The sequence below is a fragment of the Microtetraspora malaysiensis genome (assembly GCF_050947145.1).
Lineage (GTDB): Bacteria > Actinomycetota > Actinomycetes > Streptosporangiales > Streptosporangiaceae > Microtetraspora_A > Microtetraspora_A malaysiensis.
Window position 1 is genome coordinate 1,916,176 of the sequence record NZ_CP191998.1, and the last position, 19,079, is coordinate 1,935,254.

The 19,079-nt window shown below is 69.3% G+C and carries 15 protein-coding genes; 6 read left to right on the forward strand and 9 right to left on the reverse strand.

From position 1 onward, the window contains the following. The first annotated feature begins 7 nt into the window (after positions 1-7). The 3 genes from ACQP1V_RS09370 to ACQP1V_RS09380 are packed head-to-tail and all read left to right on the forward strand — an operon-like array spanning position 8 to position 3,257. Positions 8-1,192, forward strand: coding sequence for an aminotransferase class V-fold PLP-dependent enzyme (locus tag ACQP1V_RS09370; RefSeq protein WP_433420964.1), 1,185 nt, complete (start codon positions 8-10; stop codon positions 1,190-1,192). Between the two features lie 41 nt (positions 1,193-1,233). Next, complete coding sequence (locus ACQP1V_RS09375; protein ID WP_433420966.1) at positions 1,234-2,067, forward strand: IclR family transcriptional regulator; 834 nt, start codon at positions 1,234-1,236, stop codon at positions 2,065-2,067. Continuing rightward, positions 2,064-3,257: an amidohydrolase family protein gene (locus ACQP1V_RS09380; RefSeq protein ID WP_433420968.1), complete on the forward strand. Its 1,194-nt coding sequence runs from the start codon at positions 2,064-2,066 to the stop codon at positions 3,255-3,257. Before ACQP1V_RS09375 ends, ACQP1V_RS09380 begins: the two co-directional genes overlap by 4 nt. Before the next feature lie 500 nt (positions 3,258-3,757). On the opposite strand, the gene ACQP1V_RS09385 is transcribed toward ACQP1V_RS09380, so the two are convergent. Then, complete coding sequence (locus tag ACQP1V_RS09385; protein WP_433420971.1) at positions 3,758-4,108, reverse strand: transposase; 351 nt, start codon at positions 4,106-4,108, stop codon at positions 3,758-3,760. Between the two features lie 22 nt (positions 4,109-4,130). Here ACQP1V_RS09385 and ACQP1V_RS09390 point away from each other — a divergent pair, with 22 nt between their 5' ends. The 3 genes from ACQP1V_RS09390 to ACQP1V_RS09400 all read left to right on the forward strand — a co-directional run bounded on the left by ACQP1V_RS09390 (position 4,131) and on the right by ACQP1V_RS09400 (position 8,089). Next, complete coding sequence (locus ACQP1V_RS09390; RefSeq protein ID WP_433420973.1) at positions 4,131-5,327, forward strand: RNA-guided endonuclease InsQ/TnpB family protein; 1,197 nt, start codon at positions 4,131-4,133, stop codon at positions 5,325-5,327. Positions 5,328-5,395: 68 nt separating this feature from the next. After that, complete coding sequence (locus tag ACQP1V_RS09395) at positions 5,396-5,596, forward strand: GNAT family N-acetyltransferase (protein ID WP_433420976.1); 201 nt, start codon at positions 5,396-5,398, stop codon at positions 5,594-5,596. Positions 5,597-5,905: 309 nt separating this feature from the next. Then, positions 5,906-8,089, forward strand: a complete 2,184-nt coding sequence (locus ACQP1V_RS09400; protein WP_433420978.1) for a PxKF domain-containing protein — start codon at positions 5,906-5,908, stop codon at positions 8,087-8,089. A gap of 261 nt (positions 8,090-8,350) precedes the next feature. Here the strand turns inward: ACQP1V_RS09400 and ACQP1V_RS09405 are convergent, their stop codons facing one another. From ACQP1V_RS09405 to ACQP1V_RS09440, 8 genes are read right to left on the reverse strand one after another with little or no spacing between them, the layout of a single operon-like run. Beyond that, a complete protein-coding gene (locus tag ACQP1V_RS09405; protein WP_433420981.1) occupies positions 8,351-9,784 on the reverse strand; it encodes an NAD-dependent succinate-semialdehyde dehydrogenase in 1,434 nt (477 codons plus the stop codon). Beyond that, the gene (locus ACQP1V_RS09410) at positions 9,781-12,651 is read right to left on the reverse strand and encodes an FAD-binding and (Fe-S)-binding domain-containing protein (RefSeq protein WP_433420984.1); all 2,871 of its coding nucleotides are present in this window, start codon (positions 12,649-12,651) and stop codon (positions 9,781-9,783) included. The genes ACQP1V_RS09405 and ACQP1V_RS09410 overlap by 4 nt, the downstream gene beginning before the upstream one ends. After that, complete coding sequence (locus ACQP1V_RS09415; protein WP_433420987.1) at positions 12,651-13,667, reverse strand: phosphotriesterase family protein; 1,017 nt, start codon at positions 13,665-13,667, stop codon at positions 12,651-12,653. The genes ACQP1V_RS09410 and ACQP1V_RS09415 overlap by 1 nt, the downstream gene beginning before the upstream one ends. A 12-nt stretch (positions 13,668-13,679) precedes the next feature. Further along, complete coding sequence (locus tag ACQP1V_RS09420) at positions 13,680-14,969, reverse strand: MFS transporter (RefSeq protein ID WP_433420990.1); 1,290 nt, start codon at positions 14,967-14,969, stop codon at positions 13,680-13,682. Between the two features lie 17 nt (positions 14,970-14,986). Further along, the gene (locus tag ACQP1V_RS09425; RefSeq protein WP_433420993.1) at positions 14,987-15,802 is read right to left on the reverse strand and encodes an NAD-dependent epimerase/dehydratase family protein; all 816 of its coding nucleotides are present in this window, start codon (positions 15,800-15,802) and stop codon (positions 14,987-14,989) included. Next, positions 15,799-17,016, reverse strand: a complete 1,218-nt coding sequence (locus ACQP1V_RS09430; RefSeq protein ID WP_433420996.1) for a M24 family metallopeptidase — start codon at positions 17,014-17,016, stop codon at positions 15,799-15,801. The genes ACQP1V_RS09425 and ACQP1V_RS09430 overlap by 4 nt, the downstream gene beginning before the upstream one ends. Further along, the gene (locus tag ACQP1V_RS09435; protein WP_433420999.1) at positions 17,013-18,107 is read right to left on the reverse strand and encodes a threonine aldolase family protein; all 1,095 of its coding nucleotides are present in this window, start codon (positions 18,105-18,107) and stop codon (positions 17,013-17,015) included. Before ACQP1V_RS09435 ends, ACQP1V_RS09430 begins: the two co-directional genes overlap by 4 nt. Further along, the gene (locus ACQP1V_RS09440; protein WP_433421002.1) at positions 18,104-18,754 is read right to left on the reverse strand and encodes a GntR family transcriptional regulator; all 651 of its coding nucleotides are present in this window, start codon (positions 18,752-18,754) and stop codon (positions 18,104-18,106) included. The genes ACQP1V_RS09435 and ACQP1V_RS09440 overlap by 4 nt, the downstream gene beginning before the upstream one ends. Between the last annotated feature and the right edge of the window lie 325 nt (positions 18,755-19,079).

Here is a 19,079-nt window from a genome sequence, read left to right on the forward strand (position 1 = left end):
CACAACAGTGGACAACCGCATCGACGTCGAGCGGGTACGTGACGAGACCCCGGGGTGCCGGGATCTCGTCCATCTGAACAACGCCGGCTGCTCCCTGCCTCCCAGGGGCGTGGTCGACACGATGACGGACTACCTGCGCAACGAGGCGTCGCTGGGCGGATACGAGGTCCAGAGGGACCGATCCGAGCAGATCGCGGCGACCTACACCTCGCTCGCCTCCCTGATCGGCGCGAGGCCGTCGGAGATCGCGCTGGCCGACAACGCGACGCGCGCCTGGGACATGGTGTTCTACGGCATGCGGTTCATGCCCGGGGACCGGATTCTCACCTGCCAGGCGGAGTACGGAAGCAACGCGATCGCCTACCTGCAGCAGGCGAAGCGCTTCGGCGTCGAGACCACGGCCATCGGCGACGATCCCAGCGGGCAGATCGACCTCGCCCAGCTTGAGAGGGAACTGGGCGACGGCCGCGTCAAGCTCGTGTCGATGACGCATATCCCGACACAGGGCGGCCTGATCAACCCGGCGGCGGCGGTCGGCGCGCTGGCCGAGTCCGCCGGGGTGCCGTTCCTGCTTGACGCCTGCCAGTCCGTCGGGCAGCTGAACCTCGATGTCCGCGAGCTCAGGTGCGACGTGCTGACCGGAACGGGCCGCAAGTACCTGCGGGGGCCGCGCGGCACCGGCTTCCTGTACGTGCGGGAGGACGCCATGGACGCGTTCGAGCCGGCCGTACTGGACAACGGCTCCGCGGTGTGGACGTCACCCACCGCGTACGAGATGAACCCCGACGCCCGACGTTACGAGACGTGGGAGAAGAACTACGCGGCGGTCGTCGGCCTGGGAGCGGCCGTAGACTACGCCCTGACTCTGGGGATGGACGCGATCGAGACCCGCGTTCTCGCGCTGGGCGACCTGCTGCGGCGGACGCTCGCCGACATCGAGGGGGTCCGGGTTCACGACCTCGGCCAGAGCCGGTGCGGGATCGTGTCGTTCACCGTCGAAGGCGTCGCGCCCGATGACGTGAGGTGCGCTCTCGCCGACAACGGGGTCAACGTGAGCGTTTCCAAATCCACGTCGTCGCAGTGGGACCTGCCGTCACGGGGGCTGACCAGTGTCGTCCGGGCTTCGGTGCACTACTACAACACCGAGTCGGAGATCGAATACGTCGGCTCGCTCGTCGACGGCCTCCGGTGACCTAGTCCGGGAGCTCGCGGCGATGATCGAGAATGGACGCGATGATCCTCGGAGCTGACTCGCGGTTGGAGGAAGACGTGGTGGAGGGACCTGTCAAGCCCGCGTCGTTGCAGGGCGTGGACCGGGTGCTGACCGTGCTTGAGGCCTTCGTGGGGCAGGCCGAGTGGCGTGTCTCCGATCTGGCCAAGCACCTGGGCATGCACAAGGCGGTGACGCACCGGATCGTCCGGTCCCTCGAGGCACGGCAGTTCCTGGAGCAGGCAGAAGCCCGCGGTTCGTACTCCCTCGGCCCTGCCGCGGTGGCGCTCGGCCGGGCGGCCGGGCGGCGGGCGCCCCGGACGGCCGCCCGCCGGCACCTGATCCGGCTGGCCGAGCAGACGGGTGAGGTCGTGCTGTTCTACACGCTCCGGGGCCACCGCTACGTCTGCGTCGAGCGACTGGACATCAACGCGGAGACCGCGGTCACCGTGGAGATCGGTGACACCATCGGCCTGAACGCCGGAGCGGGGAAGACCCTGCTGGCGTTCCAGGACGAGCGTTTCGTCCAGGAGGTTCTCGCCGCGCCGCAACCGCGCTACACCGACCGGACGCCGACCGACCCGGCGGTCGTCCACGACATGCTCGACCGGATCAGGGCCGAAGGGGTCTGGATCAGTGAGGGGGAGATCACGCCGCACACGGTCGGCGTGTCGGCCCCGGTCTGGGACACCGAGGGATCGGTGCGGTACTGCGTTTGCGTGACGGTGCTGGAGCGGGCGGTGGACGAGCGGCGGCTGGCCAGCCTGTCCGCCGCCGTCCAGGACACCGCGACGGCCGTTTCACAGAGCTTGGGATACCGCGAAGGCGGAATCGAAGGGGAGCAGAGAACCACATGAGGATCGTGTTCAGGGCGGCCACCGTGATCACGGACGTGCTCGCCGACGAAGCCATCGACGACGCGACCGTCCTTGTGGAAGACGACCGGATCGTGTGGGTCGGGCCGACCGTCGACGCGCCGGCCGACGAGGCGGCCGCGGTCGTGGACCTCGGCCGGCGCGTCCTGTTTCCCGGACTGATGGACGCGCACGTGCACCTGGCCTTCGACGCGGGGAACGACCCGGTGGCGAGCATGCTCGCCAGGGACGAGCAGGCGCAGCTCGACGGGATGCGGCTGTCCGCGCGGCAGCTGGTGGAGAGCGGAGTCACCTTCGCCAGGGACCTCGGGGCGCCGCGCGGACTCTCCGCGCGGATCCGCGATGAGATCCGGAGCGGGACGACGCCGGGCCCTCGCCTGATGGTCGCCGGTCGGCCGCTGACCCGGCCCAACGGGCACTGCTGGTTCATGGGTAACGAGGTCGACGGGCCCGAGCGTGCTCGGGCCGCCGTGCAGGAGGAGATCGAGTCCGGAGCCGACCTCGTCAAAGTCATGGTCACCGGCGGACGGATGACCCCCGGTACGGACCCGCTGCGGTTCGAGGTGTCCGAGGCGGCCCTCGCGGCGATCGTCGACGAGGCGCATCAGCACGGGGTCACCGTCGCCGCGCACGCCCTGTCGACGGTGGGCGTCCGGGCGGCCGCCGCCGCGGGGGTCGACTCGATCGAGCACGCGACGTTCATCTCCTCCGAGGGCGGGGACGGCTACGACGCGACCGTGGTCCGCGACCTGGTGAGCGCCGGGACCGGGGTCTGCCCGACGCTGGGGCTCGCGGGCGCGCACACCCATCCCATCTCCCTCGACGTCAGGGGCGGCTGGGTGGCCCAGCTCCACGCCGCGGGGGTGCCGATCCTCGCCGGGACCGACTCGGGCATCCCCCGCCACCCGCACGTCGGCGGGGTCGTCGACGGCCTGCGCGGCCTCGTCGCCTCGGGCCTGTCCGTACGGCAGGTGCTGGCGGCGGCCACGGAAGCCGGGATGCGCGCCGCCGGGCTGGAGAAGGCGGGCGCGGTCAAGCCGGGATACCTGGCCGACCTGATCGCGGTCGACGCCGACCCGCGGTCCGGCGTCGACGCGCTGCTGGACCCCCCGTTCGTCGTCGTGGGCGGTCGCGTCGTCAAGGACGTCATCGGCTGCGCCGCCGTCGGGTAAGCGCCGCCCGGCCACGACTCCGAGCGGCAGGCGCACCTGTGAGGAGGCGGCTTTCGTTGGAGACAAAATCTCCATCAAGCCGGTCGATCGCCTTCATGGCAGGGATGTCGGCATTAACCCCAACCTCTTCTACGAGAGGTTCCGGATCCTCAACGGAGATAAGTTCTGGGTGGGCATCAATGAGGATGTCACCCTAGCGCTGGGCGGCCCTCCGTTCGCCACGGCAGGGCCGCCTATTCCTGCTTATTGATGAGGTCCTGTGAGTGCGAAACATGTGGGCGACATGCTGGAAAGCGTGGGTCTGTTCGAACAATTCTGCGGTACCTGGGTCCGGGATCTGCAGGTGGACGATGTGGCTCGAATATTCGATGTCGTCGAGTCGTCCAAGTCCATGCGGACAATACACGAACGGAACGAGTTCCCGCTGGGTCCAGGTGCCGATGCCTCGACCTCGCGAATCCGGCAGCAGACCGATCGTGATCTCCCAGCACAGTGACGTGTCACGGCGCCCCCAGCGCCGCTCCAGCCACTCCGCCCGTCCAGCGAGTTCGCCGTTCACCGTGACGGAGAGGATGCTGTCCGCTCCCGCCAAAAGCCCGCAGGTGCGCAGAGCGTCCCGCAACGCCATCGTCAGGGTGAATCCGAACCACTGGTGCACATGGGTGGCCTCGCCGTTTGAGCTCGGCCAACTCCGTCTCGAAGTCGGCGCACACGTCCCGCATGATCTTCTCCATGCGTTCCGCGTGCGCTCTGGTGAACACCGGATGCCGGAACTTCGCCATGAAAACCAAATGGGCATGCAGAGCGAAAACGCAGTGCCTGCCTTTTCTGATATCTCCATACTCGGCCATAACCCAACGGTACGATCACGGCGTGCAGCTCCGGTACAACGTCCGCCTCTACCCCACGCCAGGTCAGCGCGTGGCGCTGGCCCGGGTGTTCGGGTGCGCACGGGTGGTGTTCAACGACGGACTGCGCGCACGACAGGAAGCCCGGGAGCAAGGGCTGCCGTACATCACCGACGGCGACCTGTCCAAGCAGGTCATCACGCAGGCGAAGACGACCCCGCAGCGCGCCTGGCTGGGCGAGGTCTCAGCCGTGGTGCTGCAGCAGGCGCTCGCCGACCTGAACACCGCCTACCGGAACTTTTTCACCTCAATCAGCGGGAAGCGGAAGGGGCCGAGGATAGCCCCGCCCCGCTTCCGGTCCCGCAAAGACAACCGGCAGGCGATCCGCTTCACCAAGAACGCCCGGTTCTCCATCACCGCGGGAGGGAAACTCCGCCTGCCGAAGATCGGCGACGTCGATGTCCGGTGGTCGCGCCCCCTGCCCGCCGAACCCTCCAGCGTGACGGTGGTCAAAGACAGCGCGGGGCGGTACTTCGCCTCGTTCGTGATCGAGGTCGCCGAGCAGCCCCTGCCGCCGGTCGAACCGGAGGCAGGGATCGACCTGGGGCTGTCCGCCTTCGCCATCCTGTCGGACGGGCGGAAGATCGACTCCCCGCGCTTCCTGCGCCGAGCGGAGAAGAAGCTCGCCAAGCTTCAGCGGGAGCTGTCCCGCAAGGAGAAAGGATCGAACAACCGGGCCAAGGCCCGGCAGGCGGTTGCCCGCCAGCATGCGAAGGTCGCTGATGCGCGCCGCGAGTTCCACCACCAGCTCTCCACACGACTGATCCGCGACAACCAAGCGATCTACGTGGAGGACCTGGCCGTGGCGGGGCTGGCGCGTACCCGGTTGGCCAAGAGCGTGCACGACGCGGGCTGGTCGCAGTTCGTGACCATGCTGGAGTACAAGGCTCGCCTGTACGGGCGGGTCTTCCACCGGATCGACCGGTGGTTCCCCTCCTCGAAGCTGTGCTCAGAGTGCGGGACCGTCGCCGCCACGATGCCGTTGAACGTCCGGTCGTGGACCTGCCCGTGTGGGGCGGCCCATGACCGGGACGTGAACGCGGCGAGGAACATCCTGGCCGCCGGACGGGCGGACAGGTTAAACGCGTGTGGAGGGCAGGTAAGACCACCCCACCGGGTGGCACAGCCCGAAGAAGCAGGAAGCCACAGAGGTGCCGCGTGATCGCGCGGCACGGACTGAATCCCCGGCCTTCAACCCGGGGAGCGCGTCAACTGTTCGCGCACACCAGGGTGGAACGCGTCCAGGCGACCACCGATCCGGAGAACAGGGCGGAGGTCCGCTGCCTGGAGAAGGTCGGATTCCGGCTGGAGGGCATCGTCCGGCGCGCCCAATGGCGGGGAGGGCGCTGGCACGACCAGCTCCTCTTCTCCATCCTGCGTGACGAGTTCGACCAGAAGACAGCGGGTTCCTCTGCCGGATCTACGCCGTGAGCGTTTCGGCCTCAAGCCTCATCTGAGCGCGGCGGGATGCAACGGCCAGACGGGGGCTGAGCGTCTGGCGGATCGGGCCGGGTCTGGACTTGTCGGGCGCTATAGGACCTCTTGACCCTTTCTTTGCCTGCCTGATACTAATCGCGAACCTGTCCCCGCCTTCGTACCCCGACCGGCGGGGACGCCACGCGGACTTCTGTGTCCGCCAGTACCAGGAGGTTCTCCGTGAGGAGTTCGCTCAATCACCCCCCACTCCTCAGACGACTTACCATCGCCGGCGGCCTGGCTGCGGCACTGGCCTTCGGGACCGTGTCCGCCGCCGTCGGTGGCGTTCAGGCTCAGGGCGCGTCCGGCGCTTCCAGCGCGGACGTGTCGGCCGACGCACCCGCTGCGAAGAGTGCGTCGCTGACGGGCTATGACCGCGAGATCGTCGACCAGTTCGACTCGGCCAACTCCGTCAATCACATCCGGCACCTGGCCGTGGACATCGGCCCCCGGCTGAACGGCACCCCGCAGGAGAGGGAGGGCGCGGAGTACATCGGCGGCCTCCTCAAGTCCTATGGCTTCGAGGTGACCTACCAGCAGTGGGGTCCGGTCTCGACCAAGCAAGTAGCGAAGGTCACGTCTTCGAACGCCGACCTGCCCGGTGGACCGAACTGGCAGATGTACGCCTCCGCCAGCGGCAAGTTCACCGGCGACGCCGGTGTGGAAGGGCGCGTCGTCTACGCCGGGACCGGCCAGTCCGCGGCGGACTTCCCCGCCGACGCCGCGGGCAAGATCGTGCTGATGGACTACAACAGCACCGCCTCGATCCGGAACACCGCGGTGGCCAACGCGGCGGACCGGGGGGCGAGCGCGGTCATCCTGGCCTACCCGACCGGCAACTCCGCGCCGCCGTCGTTCACTCTCACCACGTCCCAGCCCGGGATCCCGGTGATCGGTGGCGGAAGCGCGCACCACACCTGGATCAGGGGTCTCCTGGACAAGGGCCCGTTGACGCTGCGGATCGCGACGAACCAGTACGCGAACCCGATGGGCACCAACGTGATCGGCATCCGGCACGCGGTCGGGGACCCGACCGGCACCACCGCGCCGATCGTCATGGTCGGTGCGCACATCGACTCGGTGCTGGGCGCGCCCGGTGCTCACGACGACGCCTCGGGCAACGGCGTCTCCCTGGAGGTCGCCCGGGTGCTCAGCCAGTATCCGCTGGACAAGGAGCTGCGGATCGGCGGTTTCGGCGGTGAGGAGGGCGGCCTGCTCGGCGCGCGGGCGTACGTCAACACGCTGACCGCGGCGGAGAAGGCCCGGTTCGTCGGCGAGTGGCAGATGGACATGGTCGGCACGCCGTACGAGCCGGCCCGGCTGTGGGCGCTGACCCCGAACGGCAAGTCGAACTTCGTGGTCCAGGAGGCGTACGACGCGGCCGCGCGCGCCGGGTTCGACGGACTGCGCAACTGCAGGCTCGGGCAGAGCGACCACCAGGCGTTCTACGACGTGGGCATCCCGTCGTCGCTGTTCATCTGGCTCGACTACCGGCCGCCGGCCCCGCCGGCTGTCTGCGGTCCGACCGGCGGGACGTACGTCACGGAGCCGGAGTACCACAAGCCCACGGACACGATGGACAACATCAGCCCCGAGCGGCTGCAGATCACCCTTGATGTCGTGGGCGGTGCCGTGGCGCACAACGCGCTGAACGCGGTGACGGTGTCCGCGACCTCGGACGCCGACCAGCCGGTGGCGGGCGCGCCGGTGCGGGCCGACTGCGGCAGCGGCCCGCGCGACCTGGGCACGACCGGGGCCGACGGCCGGCTGCAGGCGGTGCTCCCGCATGCCACCTGCGACTTCACCACCACCGTCGAGGGCCGGACGGCGACCGAGCGCGGCGTGTCGATCGCCGGTGACCGAGCCGTGAAGATGACCGTCGACTTCACCAAGCCGACGATCTCCCTCACCACGCCCGCCGATGGCGCGGTCTTCACGCTCGGGACGGCGGCGACCGCGTCGTACCGGTGCGAGGACAACCTGTCCGGGGTGGCCACGTGCACCGGCACCGTGCCCGACGGCAGTCCGCTCGACACCTCCGCCGCCGGCTTCCACGAGTTCACCGTGAAGGCCGCCGACAACGCGGGCAACGTCGCCGACCGGAAGGCGACCTACCAGGTCGTCTACCCCTGGCACGCTTACTTCCCCGAGACGATGGACGGCAAGGCCGGCAGCGCCGTACCGATCAAGTTCGGCCTCGGCGGTGACCGTGGCACCGACGTGATCGCGTCCGGCTACCCGGTCTCCCGGCCGGTGACCTGCGACACCGGGAAGGCGACCGGTCCGGCCGAGCCGACCAGCGGCCCCGGGAACTCCAAGCTCGGCTACGACGACGGCCAGTACAACTACGTGTGGAAGACCGACCGCGGTTGGGGTGGATCCTGCCGCCAGTTTGAACTGAAGCTCGATGACGGCAGCAGCCACCTCACGACCATCAGGCTGAAGTAGGCGCGTGGTGGGGGAGCGGAGTGGTCGACCTTCGTTCCCCCACAGCTCCGCTGACAGCCGGATGAACCGCTGACTCCCTAATCGGAGGACGGGTTCGAGCTCCTGTCGGAGTACCAGCGAGAAGCCCAGGCCGGCATCCCGGCCTGGGCTTTCGTGATCGGTTCCCCACCATCATGCCTGATCATGATGCGGGAGGACCAGGACCTTCGCGACGCGGATGCCGCGCGCAACTCGACCACAAAGTAGCCGCACTGAGTGCCATCAGGAACACGGAATGGCGAGGTACTTGCACTCCAGGTATTCCTCAATTCCCACCCGTCCGCCTTCCCTGCCCAAACCGGATTGCTTGACGCCGCCGAACGGTGCCGCCGGATTGGAGACCAGGCCGGTGTTCATCCCCACCATGCCGACTTCCAGAGCGTCGCCGAGGCGAAAAGCCCGGTCGATGTCCCTGGTGAACACGTATCCAACCAGCCCCCACTCAGTGTCGTTGGCCAGGCGTACGGCCTCCTCCTCGTCGTCGAAAGGAATGACCGGCGCCACCGGGCCGAAGATCTCCGTGGACATCAGCGCGGCGTCACTCGGCACATCGGCCAGCACTGTGGGCGCGTAGAAGTATCCGGGGCCGTCCAGCCGCGACCCACCGACGACGACTGACGCACCTCGGCGGACCGCGTCGTCCACCAGTCGCTCGACCTTTCCCAGCCCGGCCTGGTCGATAAGCGGGCCGACCTCGGCCCCCGGCGTCGCGCCGTCGGCGACCTTGAGAGCGGACATGCGCCTGCCAAGCTCGGCGCTGAACCTCTCGGCCACCGACCGGTGGACGAGAAGCCGGTTCGCGGCCGTGCATGCCTCGCCCATGTTGCGCATTTTCGCGACGATCGCGCCCTCGACGGCGCGGTCGAGGTCGGCGTCCGCGCAGACGAGGAAAGGCGCGTTGCCGCCCAACTCCATGGAGGAGCGCATCACGTTCTCCGCGGCTTGGGTCAGCAGCACCTTGCCGACCTCGGTCGACCCGGTGAAGCTGATCTTCCGTGCGATGCCGCTGCGCATCCACGGGCCGACCACGCTGCCGGGGTCGGTCGTCGTCACGAGGTTCAGCACTCCCGCAGGCAGCCCTGCCTCGGCGAGGATGCCCACCAGGGCCAGCGAAGTCAGCGGCGTCTGCTCGGCCGGCTTGAACACCATGGTGCAGCCGGCGGCGACGGCCGGGCCGATCTTGCGTGCGCCCATGGCGAGCGGAAAGTTCCACGGCGTCACGAGCACGCAGGGCCCGACGGGCCCCTTGGTCACCAGGATGCGGGTGCGGCCGTCTCCGCTGAGCATGTGGTCACCGCTGATTCTGACCGCCTCCTCGGCGAACCAGCGGAAGAACTCGGCGCCGTACATCACCTCGCTGTACGCCTCGGCCAGCGGCTTGCCCATCTCGGCGGTAATGAGGGCGGCCAGTTCGGTTGCGCGGTCGACGATGATCTCGTAGGCGCGGCGGAGGATCTCGCCGCGCTCGCGCGGCGCGGTCCGTGCCCAGTCGCGCTGCCTCGCACCGGCGACCTCGATCGCTCGGAGAGCGTCCGCCTCGTCGCCGTCGGCGACCTGGGCGATGGTCTGACCGGTCGCCGGGTTCTCCACTCCGAAGGTCCGCCGGGACGCCGAGGGGCCCCACGAGCCGTCGATGAACAGGCCGTGCGTGATCATGGCTGCTGCCTTTCGTTCATGGGGTCGATGAGCTCGGCCAAGTGCATGGTCTGCCTATCGGGGTCGAGCTGTCGCACCTGCATGTGGCAGCTGAACCCGTCGGCGAGCACCGGCAGGCCGGGCGTGGCGCGCAGGGCGGGGGCCAGCGACTGCTCAGCGACCCGCATGCTCATCTCAAAGTGGCGGGCTTCGAAGCCGAAGTTGCCCGCCACGCCGCAACATCCGCCGGACTCCTGGATGGTGGTCACGCCGACGGCCTGGAGGGCGCGCCGATGCTGGGCCGCCCCGAAGATCGCGTACTCGTGGCAGTGCTGCTGCACCGTCACGCCGGCCGGCGCCCGGTCATCTGGCCTGCGGGGCTGCCAGCCGTTCTCGGCGAGCTCGGCCACCATGGCGGAGAAGCTGCGGACGCGGGCGGCGACTCTGCGTGCGGCGTCCGTGCTGACGAGCTCGGGCAGGTCCTTCCTGAAGGCCGCCGCACAGCTTGGTTCGAGCACGACGATCGGCCGGTCGGTGCCGTCGTCGAGGAGCCCGGCCGCCTTCGTCAGCCGTTTCCTCGCGGCGCGCAGCTGTCCGGTGGAGATCCAGGTCAGGCCACAGCACACGTCGCTCCGGCACTCGACGGAGTCCACCGCGGACCGTAGGACCCGCTGGGCCGCGCTCGCCACCTGGGGCCGGAAACCCCGTGTGAAGGTGTCCACGACCAGCACGACATCGCCGTGCCGGCCGGGGTCGTGGTCACCGGGGACGTGGCGGCGAAGGTGCGGCTCGGCGACGAACCGGGGCAGCACTCGCCGGGGAGCGACGCCGCCGAGCCTGGCGATGACCGGGCCGAGGGGCGTGGCCAGGAGCGCGTTCACCGCGGGAGCGACACGCCCGATGAGTCGCAGCCACTGCGGGAGCCACCCCAGCGAGTAGTGCGCCACGGGCCGCGGCCTGCCGCGGTAGTAGTGATCGAGGAACTCCGACTTGTAGGTCGCCATGTCCACACCCGCTGGGCAGTCGCTGGAGCACGCCTTGCAGGACAGGCAGAGGTCCAGCGCCTCGCGCGCCTCCTCGGAACGCCACCCCACGGCGCCGCGGAGCATGTCCTGCAGGACCCGAGCCCGGCCGCGGGTGGAGTCCTTCTCGTCGCGGGTCGCACGGTAACTGGGGCACATGAAGCCCTGGGACGTGCTGCGGCAGCGGGCGATTCCCACGCATCCCTGCACGGCGCGCACGAACGGATCGCCGGCCGGCGCAGGAGTGAGGTCGAACGATGTCGGCCAGTGCCGTACGGGCACGTCGGCCAGGGCCAGGTCGTCGGTGAGGCTGCCGGCGTGCACGATCGTGCCCGGATTCAACAGCTGGGTAGGGTCCCAGATGCTCTTAAACTCCTCGAAGGCCGCAATCATCTCGGTGGAGTACATGAGCGGGAGCAGCTCCGAACGGGCGCGCCCGTCGCCGTGCTCGCCGGACAGGGATCCGCCGTGGGACACCACGAGTTCGGCCGCCGCGCGCAGGAAGCCGCGCATCGCCAGCCGGCCGGCTTCGGAGCGCGGGTCGAAGGTGATGCGGACGTGCACGCAGCCGGCGCCGAAGTGCCCGTACAAGACGCCACGCAGCCCATGCGCGAACAGCAGGTCCCGGAAGTCGGCCAGGTAGTCGGCGAGCCGCTCCGGTGCGACGGCGGAGTCCTCCCAGCCGGGCCACGACTCGTCACCTGAAGACAGCCGCGCGGACAGCCCGGCGCCGTCCTCGCGTACCCGCCACAGCGACGCGCGGTCGGCGGCGTCCACGATGTGCCCGCCGGTTAGCCGTCCGGCCGTCCTCAGCTCCTCCAGCAGGTCGTGCGCGAGCGAGGTGACGGTGTCGTCGTCCTCGCCGTCCAGCTCCACGTAGAGCCAGGATCTGCCTTCGGGCAGGCCGCGGACGGAGTCGTGCCCGCGGCGCAGCCGCATCGTGTCCACGATGGCCTCGTCCATCCCCTCGACGGCGACGGGCCGGTATCGCAGGATCGTCTCGACGTCCCTGGCGGCCTCGACCACGTCCGCGTAGCCGAGGCACAGTAGTCGTACGGCCCGCGGGACCGGAACCAGCCTGACCGTGGCAGCGACCACGAGCGCGCACGCTCCCTCGCTGCCGACAAGGGATCGCGCCACGTCGAAGCCGTTCTCCGGCAGCAGGTGCGCCAGGTGGAAGCCGGAGACCTGACGCGGGATCCTGCTCAGTTCCGTGCGCAGGGCGGCCAGGTGGCGGTGTGCCAGCTCGCCGAGCCGGGTGGACAGTTCGGCCGCCCGGCGTACGGCCAACGGGTCCTGCGGGTCGGTCGCGGTCAGCCCGTGCCGCTGCGCGCTCAGCCGTACCCCGTCGGCGGTGACCACGTCCAGGGAGATCACGTGGTCGGAGGTCCTGCCGTGTCGTACGGAGCGGTTGCCGCAGGCGTCGTTGCCGACGGCGCCGCCGATGGTGGCCCTCGTCTTGGAGGAGGGGTCGGGTGCGAAGGTGAGACGCCCGCCGGTGGCGGCCTCCACGTGCTGTGCCAGGTCGCTGAGCACGACACCGGCCTCGACGCGGGCTGTCGCCTCCTGCTCATTGATCTCCAGCACCCTGGTCAGGTGCCGGGAGAAGTCGATGACCAGCCCCGCGCCGATCGCGTTGCCCGCCATGGACGTGCCGCCGCCGCGGCCGATCACGGGCAGCTTCGCGGCATGGCAGTGCCGCAAGATCAGGGCGACGTCCTCGCCGTTGCGGGGGAAGGCGACGGCGACGGGGCGCACGCGGTAGTTGGACGCGTCGTAGGAGTACTCCGCAAGCCGCCGGGTGCCGGTCTCGACCGGGACGCCCGCTTGCCGTAGCGCCGCGACCACGGCCGTGGCAGCGTCCATCACGTGCCGCTCAGGGCGCGGCGCGGGTTGTCGATCAGAAGTTGGTCAAACTCCTTCTCGTCAAGGCCCGCGGCGGTCAGATGCCGCTTGACCGTGGTCAGCAGGTGGGTGAGCCCGACTCCGCCCTCGTCCGGCCAGTCGGCGGTGGTGCACAGGTCGTGCGAGAGCAGCAGCTGGTCCAGCCGTCCTGCTCTGGCGAAGCCGAGGACGCGGGAGGCCAGGTGGTCGAGATCTTCGGGGCGGCGGGAGCGCAGGTTGTCGAACTGCACCCAGGCTCCTCTTCGAGCCAGCTCGAGTGCGTACTCCAGGGGCGCCTTCACCGTGTCGACGTGGCCGATGATCACGCGGTCGGGCGGCACCTCCTCTTCCCCACACAGCAGATCGAGCTGGGTCAGGCCCACCGGCCACCGCGCCGCGTGGGTGGTGATCGGCACTCCGGTACGGCGGTGCGCCCTGGCGGCGGCGCGGAAGGAGCGTTCCTCGGCCGCCGACAGGTACCACTTGTCGGCGCCGATCTCGCCGATGATGCCGGCGCGGACCCCGCCGGTTTCCGGGATGCCCTCGCTGATGTCGCGTACGAGTTCATCGGCGATCCGATCGGCGCAGTGCCGGTCGAACCACTCCTTGTCCAGGTAGGGGTCGCGGTAGTGGCCGGTGCCCAGCACGAGGTGGACTCCGGTTCTGGCCGCGACTTCGGCCAGCGCCGTCACGTTCGCGATGGGGCGGGTGCTGCCGGACGAGCATCCGGTGCCGGCCTGCTCGCGCGTGTGAGCGCCCGCCGGGTCGGGGGCGGCGCCGTCGGCCAGCTCCGCCACCGTCAGCTCGACGATGGTGCCGCCGCCCGCCGTCACGAACCTGCCGACCTCGTGGCGGATCATGTTCAGGTCGTTGACGAGCCCCGTCCGGCGCTGCTCCCGCATTTGGTTGATGAACAGGTGCTCGTGCATGAGGGTGATGCCCAGGTCACTGGCGGGCAAGGGGCCGCCGATCGTCATGACCGTCGCGTCGTTCGACATCTCGGGCCTTTCCTAGTCTTCGAGCCTGACCAGACGCGTCTCTCGGGTGGTCAGCGTGGTGGCGAGGGTGATGACGGCCGCCACCGTGCCGAACAGGGCGGGGGCGAAAACCGAGTCCAGCTCCTGGCGAAGCCAGGCCACCACGAAGCCCGCCGTACCGCCGAAGACAGCCACCGCGAAGCCGTAACTCACCGCAAGGGCCGTGAATCGGGTGCGCCTGGACATCAGTTCGGTGATGACGGTGGTGAAGGGGCCGGCGTAGACAGCGATGGACACCGCCATGAGCGTCAGTCCGGCGAGGATCACGATGGTGGAGCCCGAGGAGATGAGCAGGAAGCTCGGGTACGTGGTGGCCACCATCAGCGTGGCACCCGCGATGAGCACGGGCTTGCGGCCGATGCGGTCGGACAGGCGGCCGAACAGACCGATCAAGCAGAGCTGGACGACCAGCGAGAGGCTGTAGAGCGCTACCGCCGCGCCCTGCGACAGGTCGGAGACGGTGACGATGAAGGACTGCATGTTGACGTAGGTGTAGCTCATGACGGTGAACCCGACGACCAGGCCGATCCCCCGCAGAACGGCGCGCCCATCGGTCCGCAGCGCCTCGGCGAAGGGGGAACGGGCGATGTCGTCCTGCTTCCTGGCCCCTTCCATGACCGGGGTGTCACCCAGGCGGCGGCGAATGTAGACGCCCGCGAAGGCCGCGACCGTTCCGATGACGAACGGCACCCGCCAGCCCCAGGTCTGCATCTGCTCCTCGCTGAGGGAGAAGCTGAGTGCCGCGACGATGCCCGCGCCGATCAGGTTGCCGCCGATGAGCGCCATGTAATGGATCGCTCCGTACAAGCCCCTGCGGCCCTCGGGCGCGTGCTCGATGAGGAAGGACGCACCGCCCGCGAACTCCCCGCCGCTGGAGAAGCCCTGCCCGCAACGGGCCACGAGCAGAACCACGGGGCCGAGAACGCCGGCGGCCGCATAGGTGGGCGCGATCGCCAGCAGGGCGGTGGACAGGCCCATCACGATAATGGTCAGCCCGAGCGCCTCCTTACGCCCGTACCGGTCGCCGATGTGACCGAAGACGACGGCCCCCAGGGGGCGGAACAGGAAGCCGACACCGAACACGGCCAGGGCGCTCAGCAGCGAGACGCCAGGGTTGTCGGCGGGGAAGAAGCCGGCGGCGATCCATGTGGCCAGCGCCGCGTAGACGGAGAAGTCGTACCACTCGAGCGTGGTGCCGACCGCCCCAGCGGCGACCACGCGTGTCCTACTGGTAGCGGTCGGCTGGGTGGGGTTGGTGAGCATGACGCGCTCCACTTCGATCAAGGAATACGGTCGGCGCCTGGCCTGGCGGCCCAACCGCCGTATTCGTAGTGCGTGTACTGACCCCCCTGATAAGGCTCGGTGTACGGCTGGAATCGGTCCGCGAACTGCTCCGCGTCGTCCTCCGGCCGGTATCCGAGGGCCCGGGCAGCCGCGCTCTGCGACCACCACGAGCGCGTGTTGCGTGAAACCCCGTAGATCGTGACGTGGCCGATGCCGGCCGGAGCCGCCAGACACGCCTCGTAGAGCCTGGCCGCGTCGGAAGGGCTCAACCAGGTGTGCAGATGACGCGGGTCTGACGGCTGCTCCTCAAAGGAGCCGACCCGCACTGAGACGACGTCGAGGCCGAAACGATCGGCGTACAGGCTCGCGAGGGCTTCCCCAAAGGCCTTGGCCGCGCCGTACAGACCGTCCGGCCGCACGGCCTCCAGACCGTCGAGCGTCCGGTTCGCGAGGTGGAACCCCGTGATGCGGTTGGAGCTGGTGTTGACGACCCGCGGCACTTCCTCGAGCCGGCAGGCCTCGAACATGTTGTAGACGCCGTCAAGGTTCGGCCCCTTGAGGACGGCGAAGTCCGTCTCGTCGGCGATGCCGCCGAGGTGAATGACAGCGTCCATGCCGTGCACGGCGGCCCTGACCTGGTCGAGATCGGTGAGGTCGGCCTGGACGAATTCCTCGTGCGCTGCCGTCCGGCCGACGGACCGGAGGTCGGAGAGGCGCACATGAGGGATCTTGCGAAGGAGGGTGCCGCGCAGCGACGTGCCGATGGCGCCTGCGGCTCCGGTGACCAGGACGCGGCCCGGCAGCGTGCTCACGGCGCCCACGTTCGGGGACCGGACGTGAGGAACCTGGCGCCGCCCGCGGTGACGACGACGGTGTCCTCAAGCTGGAGTCCGCCGATTCCCACCGCATAGAAGGGAACTTCGAGGTTGATGACCTCACCCTCAACCAGAGTGCGTCGCTCGCCGTTCGGCCGGGGGGTGAGGATCGGGTGCTCGTACATCTCCAGGCCGATCCCGTGCCCGACGTGGTGGCGCCGGTACTCGGGCAGCCCCGCCCGGCGGACCGCCTCGATGCCCGCCGCCGCCACTTCGGAGACGACTGCGCCCGGCTTGACCAGTTCGACCAGGGTCTCCATGCCGGCTCGTGTCGCGTTCAGCGCCTTGACCAGGTCGCCGGGTACGTCGCCGACGAACCTGTTGCGTCCGGTGTCGGCCCAGTAGCCGCGGTAGCGCCCGCCGCAGTCGGATCGGATCGCCACCCCAGTCCTGACCCGGACATCGCGGTCGGGTGGATAGCAGCCGCCGGCGCGCTCGCCGATGTTGGTCTCACAGTGCCCCGGCTGGATGCCACGATCGATCGCGGCGTGCTCGAAGCGGCGGACCAGGTCGAACTCGGAGTCGCCGACCGTCGCGCTGTCCAGCATGAAGCGCATCGCGCCCTCGGTGGCGGTCGCCACCGTGCGCAGTCGCTCGACCTCGGCCTCGGTTTTGACCCGCCGTACGGCGCGCATCAACTGGGTGCCGTCCACGTCGGCGACTGCAGGCAGGCTCTCGGCCAGCCGCGCCCGCGTGCTCGCGTCCATCGCCTGACCGTCGACGCTCACCCGTCGGCCGTCGATGCCCAGATCGCGCAGGGCCCGGTGGAGCGCCCGGCCCGCCGTGTCCTCGTGCGCGGGCTCCTGTCTGATGGCCACCAGCGCACGATCCAGCGCCGAGAGTTCCTCGAAGGGCGCGGACGCGACGAAGAAGTCGCCGTAGGTGTACAGGTCGCAGTCGTCGGGTGGGCACATAGCGAGGTACTCGCCCGCATTGCGGGGGGCGATCAGGGCTCGGCGCCCATCGGCCCGAATCACGGCGAAGACGTTGTGCTCGCGGAAGACGTGCAGCGGCCAGTGCTCGTAGCCGGTGAGGTAGATGACGTTTTCCACGCTGGAGGCCACCAGCGCGTCCACTCCCGCCTCCGCGAAGAGCGCGGCCAGGCGGGGCAGGTTGGCCACCGAGTCCGGCCTCGGGTCCGTGTGCGTCATCGTCGTTCCTCCATGACCGCCTTGGCCGCCGCTATCGCGGTGGCGACGTCGTCCGCCGTGATGTCGAGGTGGGTGACGGCCCTGACGCGGCGGCGTCCCTTGGCGCCGACGAGCACGCCACGAGCGGTGAGCCCCGCCTCGAAGCCAGGGGCGTCATCGACCTCGAAGTAGACGATGTTGGTTTCCACGTGTGAGGGGTCGATGTCGATCCCATCGATGCCGGCCAACCCCTCCGCCAGCATCCTGGCGTTGGCGTGGTCCGCGGCCAGTCGCTCGACGTGGTGGTCCAGCGCGTAGAGGGCTGCCGCGGCGAGCAGGCCCGACTGGCGCAGGGCGCCGCCCCACATCTGCTTGTAGCGCCAGGCCTGTTCGATGAGGCTCGTGCTGCCCGCCAGCACCGCGCCCACCGGCGCGCCCAGGCCTTTGGAGAAGTCGATCCAGGCGGTGTCGAAGAGGCTCGCGTACAGGCGCGGCTCGACCCCGCAGGCGATCGAGGCGTTCAACAGGCGCGCGCCGTCCAGGTGGGTGCGGATCCCGTTCTCCTTGGCGACCTCGACGACTCGCTGCATGACGTCCAGGGGCCAGACTCGCCCGCCACCCGCGTTGGCGGTCTGCTCGACGCACACCAGCCGGGTGACCGGTGTGTACCGGTTGCCTGGCGGCCGGATCATGCCGGCCAGTTGTTCGCCGGTGAAGACACCGCGTTCGCCCTGGATGGGAGTGAGTACCGCGCCGGACAACACCGCGGGGCCGCCGGCCTCGGCGTTGATGAGGTGGGACGTCGCCTCGGCGAGGAGCTCGTCGCCCGCGTGACCCACGTGTAGCCGCACCGCGATTTCGTTGCACATGGTGCCCGAGGGCAGGAAGACGGCCGCCTCATGGCCGAGTAGGTCGGCGACCCGTTCCTCCAGGGCCAGGGTCGTCGGATCGGAGCGGGTCTGTTCGTCCCCGACGACCGCCTGTGCGATGGCCTGGCGCATGCCGCTGGTGGGCCTGGTCTGGGTGTCGGAGGAGAGGTTGACGGCGTCGGGGTGGGTGCGGAGATCCGCTCGCAGATCCTCGATGACCCTGGCCACGGAGCGGGCCGTCATGCGTCCTCCTCGCCGGCCAGGCTGAGCCCCCGCAGGTAGTTGCTGCGCGTGGCCTTGGCCGCCGCGCCCGCGTCATGGTCGAGGACGGCCTGGATGATCTCGGCGTGCTCGCGCGCGGACTGCCCATCGGGTCCGCGGTTGCGGAAGTAGAGCGACACGACGCGACTGGTGTGCATTTCCAGTGAGTCGATGCCGGAGGTGAGGAACCTGTTGCCCGCCCTGTTCACCAACACGCGGTGGAAAGCCATGTCCGCCAGGCGGGCCCTCATGATGTCGTCGGCCTGGACCGCCTGCAGGAGTTCGCTGTTATGCCCGCGCATGGCCTCCACGTCATCGTCCGTCGCGTACGGCGCGGCGAGCTGGGCGGCCAGCGCCTGAAGCGCACCGAGCGGGGCGACGATCTGCGCCAAATCGTCGGGCCGGGCCTCGGCAACCCTGGGCCTGCGACGCGGCGCGGCGGTCACCATGCCTTCGCGCTCCAACTGGATCAGCGCCTCTCGCACAGGGGTCCTGCTTACCGAGATCTCCTGGGCGATCGTGGCGTCGTCGAGGATCTCCCCGGGGCGCATACGACCCTCCACCAGCCCAGTGCGGAGGTACGCGTAGGCCACATCCCGTGCTGACGTGACTGAGTGCTCCAAATCCATATGCAATATATAGTATGAAGTACATCGGAGGGTCAACGGTGCGCCGTGGAGACTCTCGGGGGCAAGTCCACAGCTCCGCTGAAAGCCGGATGAACCGCTGACTCTTAATTGGAGGCAGGGTCTGAGTCCCTGACGGCGCACCTGTCGAAAGCCCGGGCCGGCATCCCGGCCTGGGCTTTCGTTATCGGTTCTCTGCCATCGGGTTCGATTACCGGCCTTGAGAGGTCGGATCCCGCCCGTACCGACTGCTCCCGGGTCCCTAATCAGTGTTAGCGAGTCGCCTTGCGGCAGACTCGGTGGTTGGTAGCCATCCGGCGGGTGAGCA

Excerpts from the sequence above, each read along its gene's own strand:
- ACQP1V_RS09415 (WP_433420987.1), bottom strand. The coding sequence starts at position 13,667 with ATGTCGAACGACGCGACGGTCATGACGATCGGCGGCCCCTTGCCCGCC.
- ACQP1V_RS09380 (WP_433420968.1), top strand. The coding sequence starts at position 2,064 with ATGAGGATCGTGTTCAGGGCGGCCACCGTGATCACGGACGTGCTCGCC.
- ACQP1V_RS09410 (WP_433420984.1), bottom strand. The coding sequence starts at position 12,651 with ATGGACGCTGCCACGGCCGTGGTCGCGGCGCTACGGCAAGCGGGCGTC.
- ACQP1V_RS09430 (WP_433420996.1), bottom strand. The coding sequence starts at position 17,016 with ATGACGCACACGGACCCGAGGCCGGACTCGGTGGCCAACCTGCCCCGC.
- ACQP1V_RS09375 (WP_433420966.1), top strand. The coding sequence starts at position 1,234 with ATGATCCTCGGAGCTGACTCGCGGTTGGAGGAAGACGTGGTGGAGGGA.
- ACQP1V_RS09420 (WP_433420990.1), bottom strand. The coding sequence starts at position 14,969 with ATGCTCACCAACCCCACCCAGCCGACCGCTACCAGTAGGACACGCGTG.
- ACQP1V_RS09440 (WP_433421002.1), bottom strand. The coding sequence starts at position 18,754 with ATGGATTTGGAGCACTCAGTCACGTCAGCACGGGATGTGGCCTACGCG.
- ACQP1V_RS09385 (WP_433420971.1), bottom strand. The coding sequence starts at position 4,108 with ATGGCCGAGTATGGAGATATCAGAAAAGGCAGGCACTGCGTTTTCGCT.
- ACQP1V_RS09435 (WP_433420999.1), bottom strand. The coding sequence starts at position 18,107 with ATGACGGCCCGCTCCGTGGCCAGGGTCATCGAGGATCTGCGAGCGGAT.
- ACQP1V_RS09405 (WP_433420981.1), bottom strand. The coding sequence starts at position 9,784 with ATGATCACGCACGGCCTGTTCATCGACGGCTCGTGGGGCCCCTCGGCG.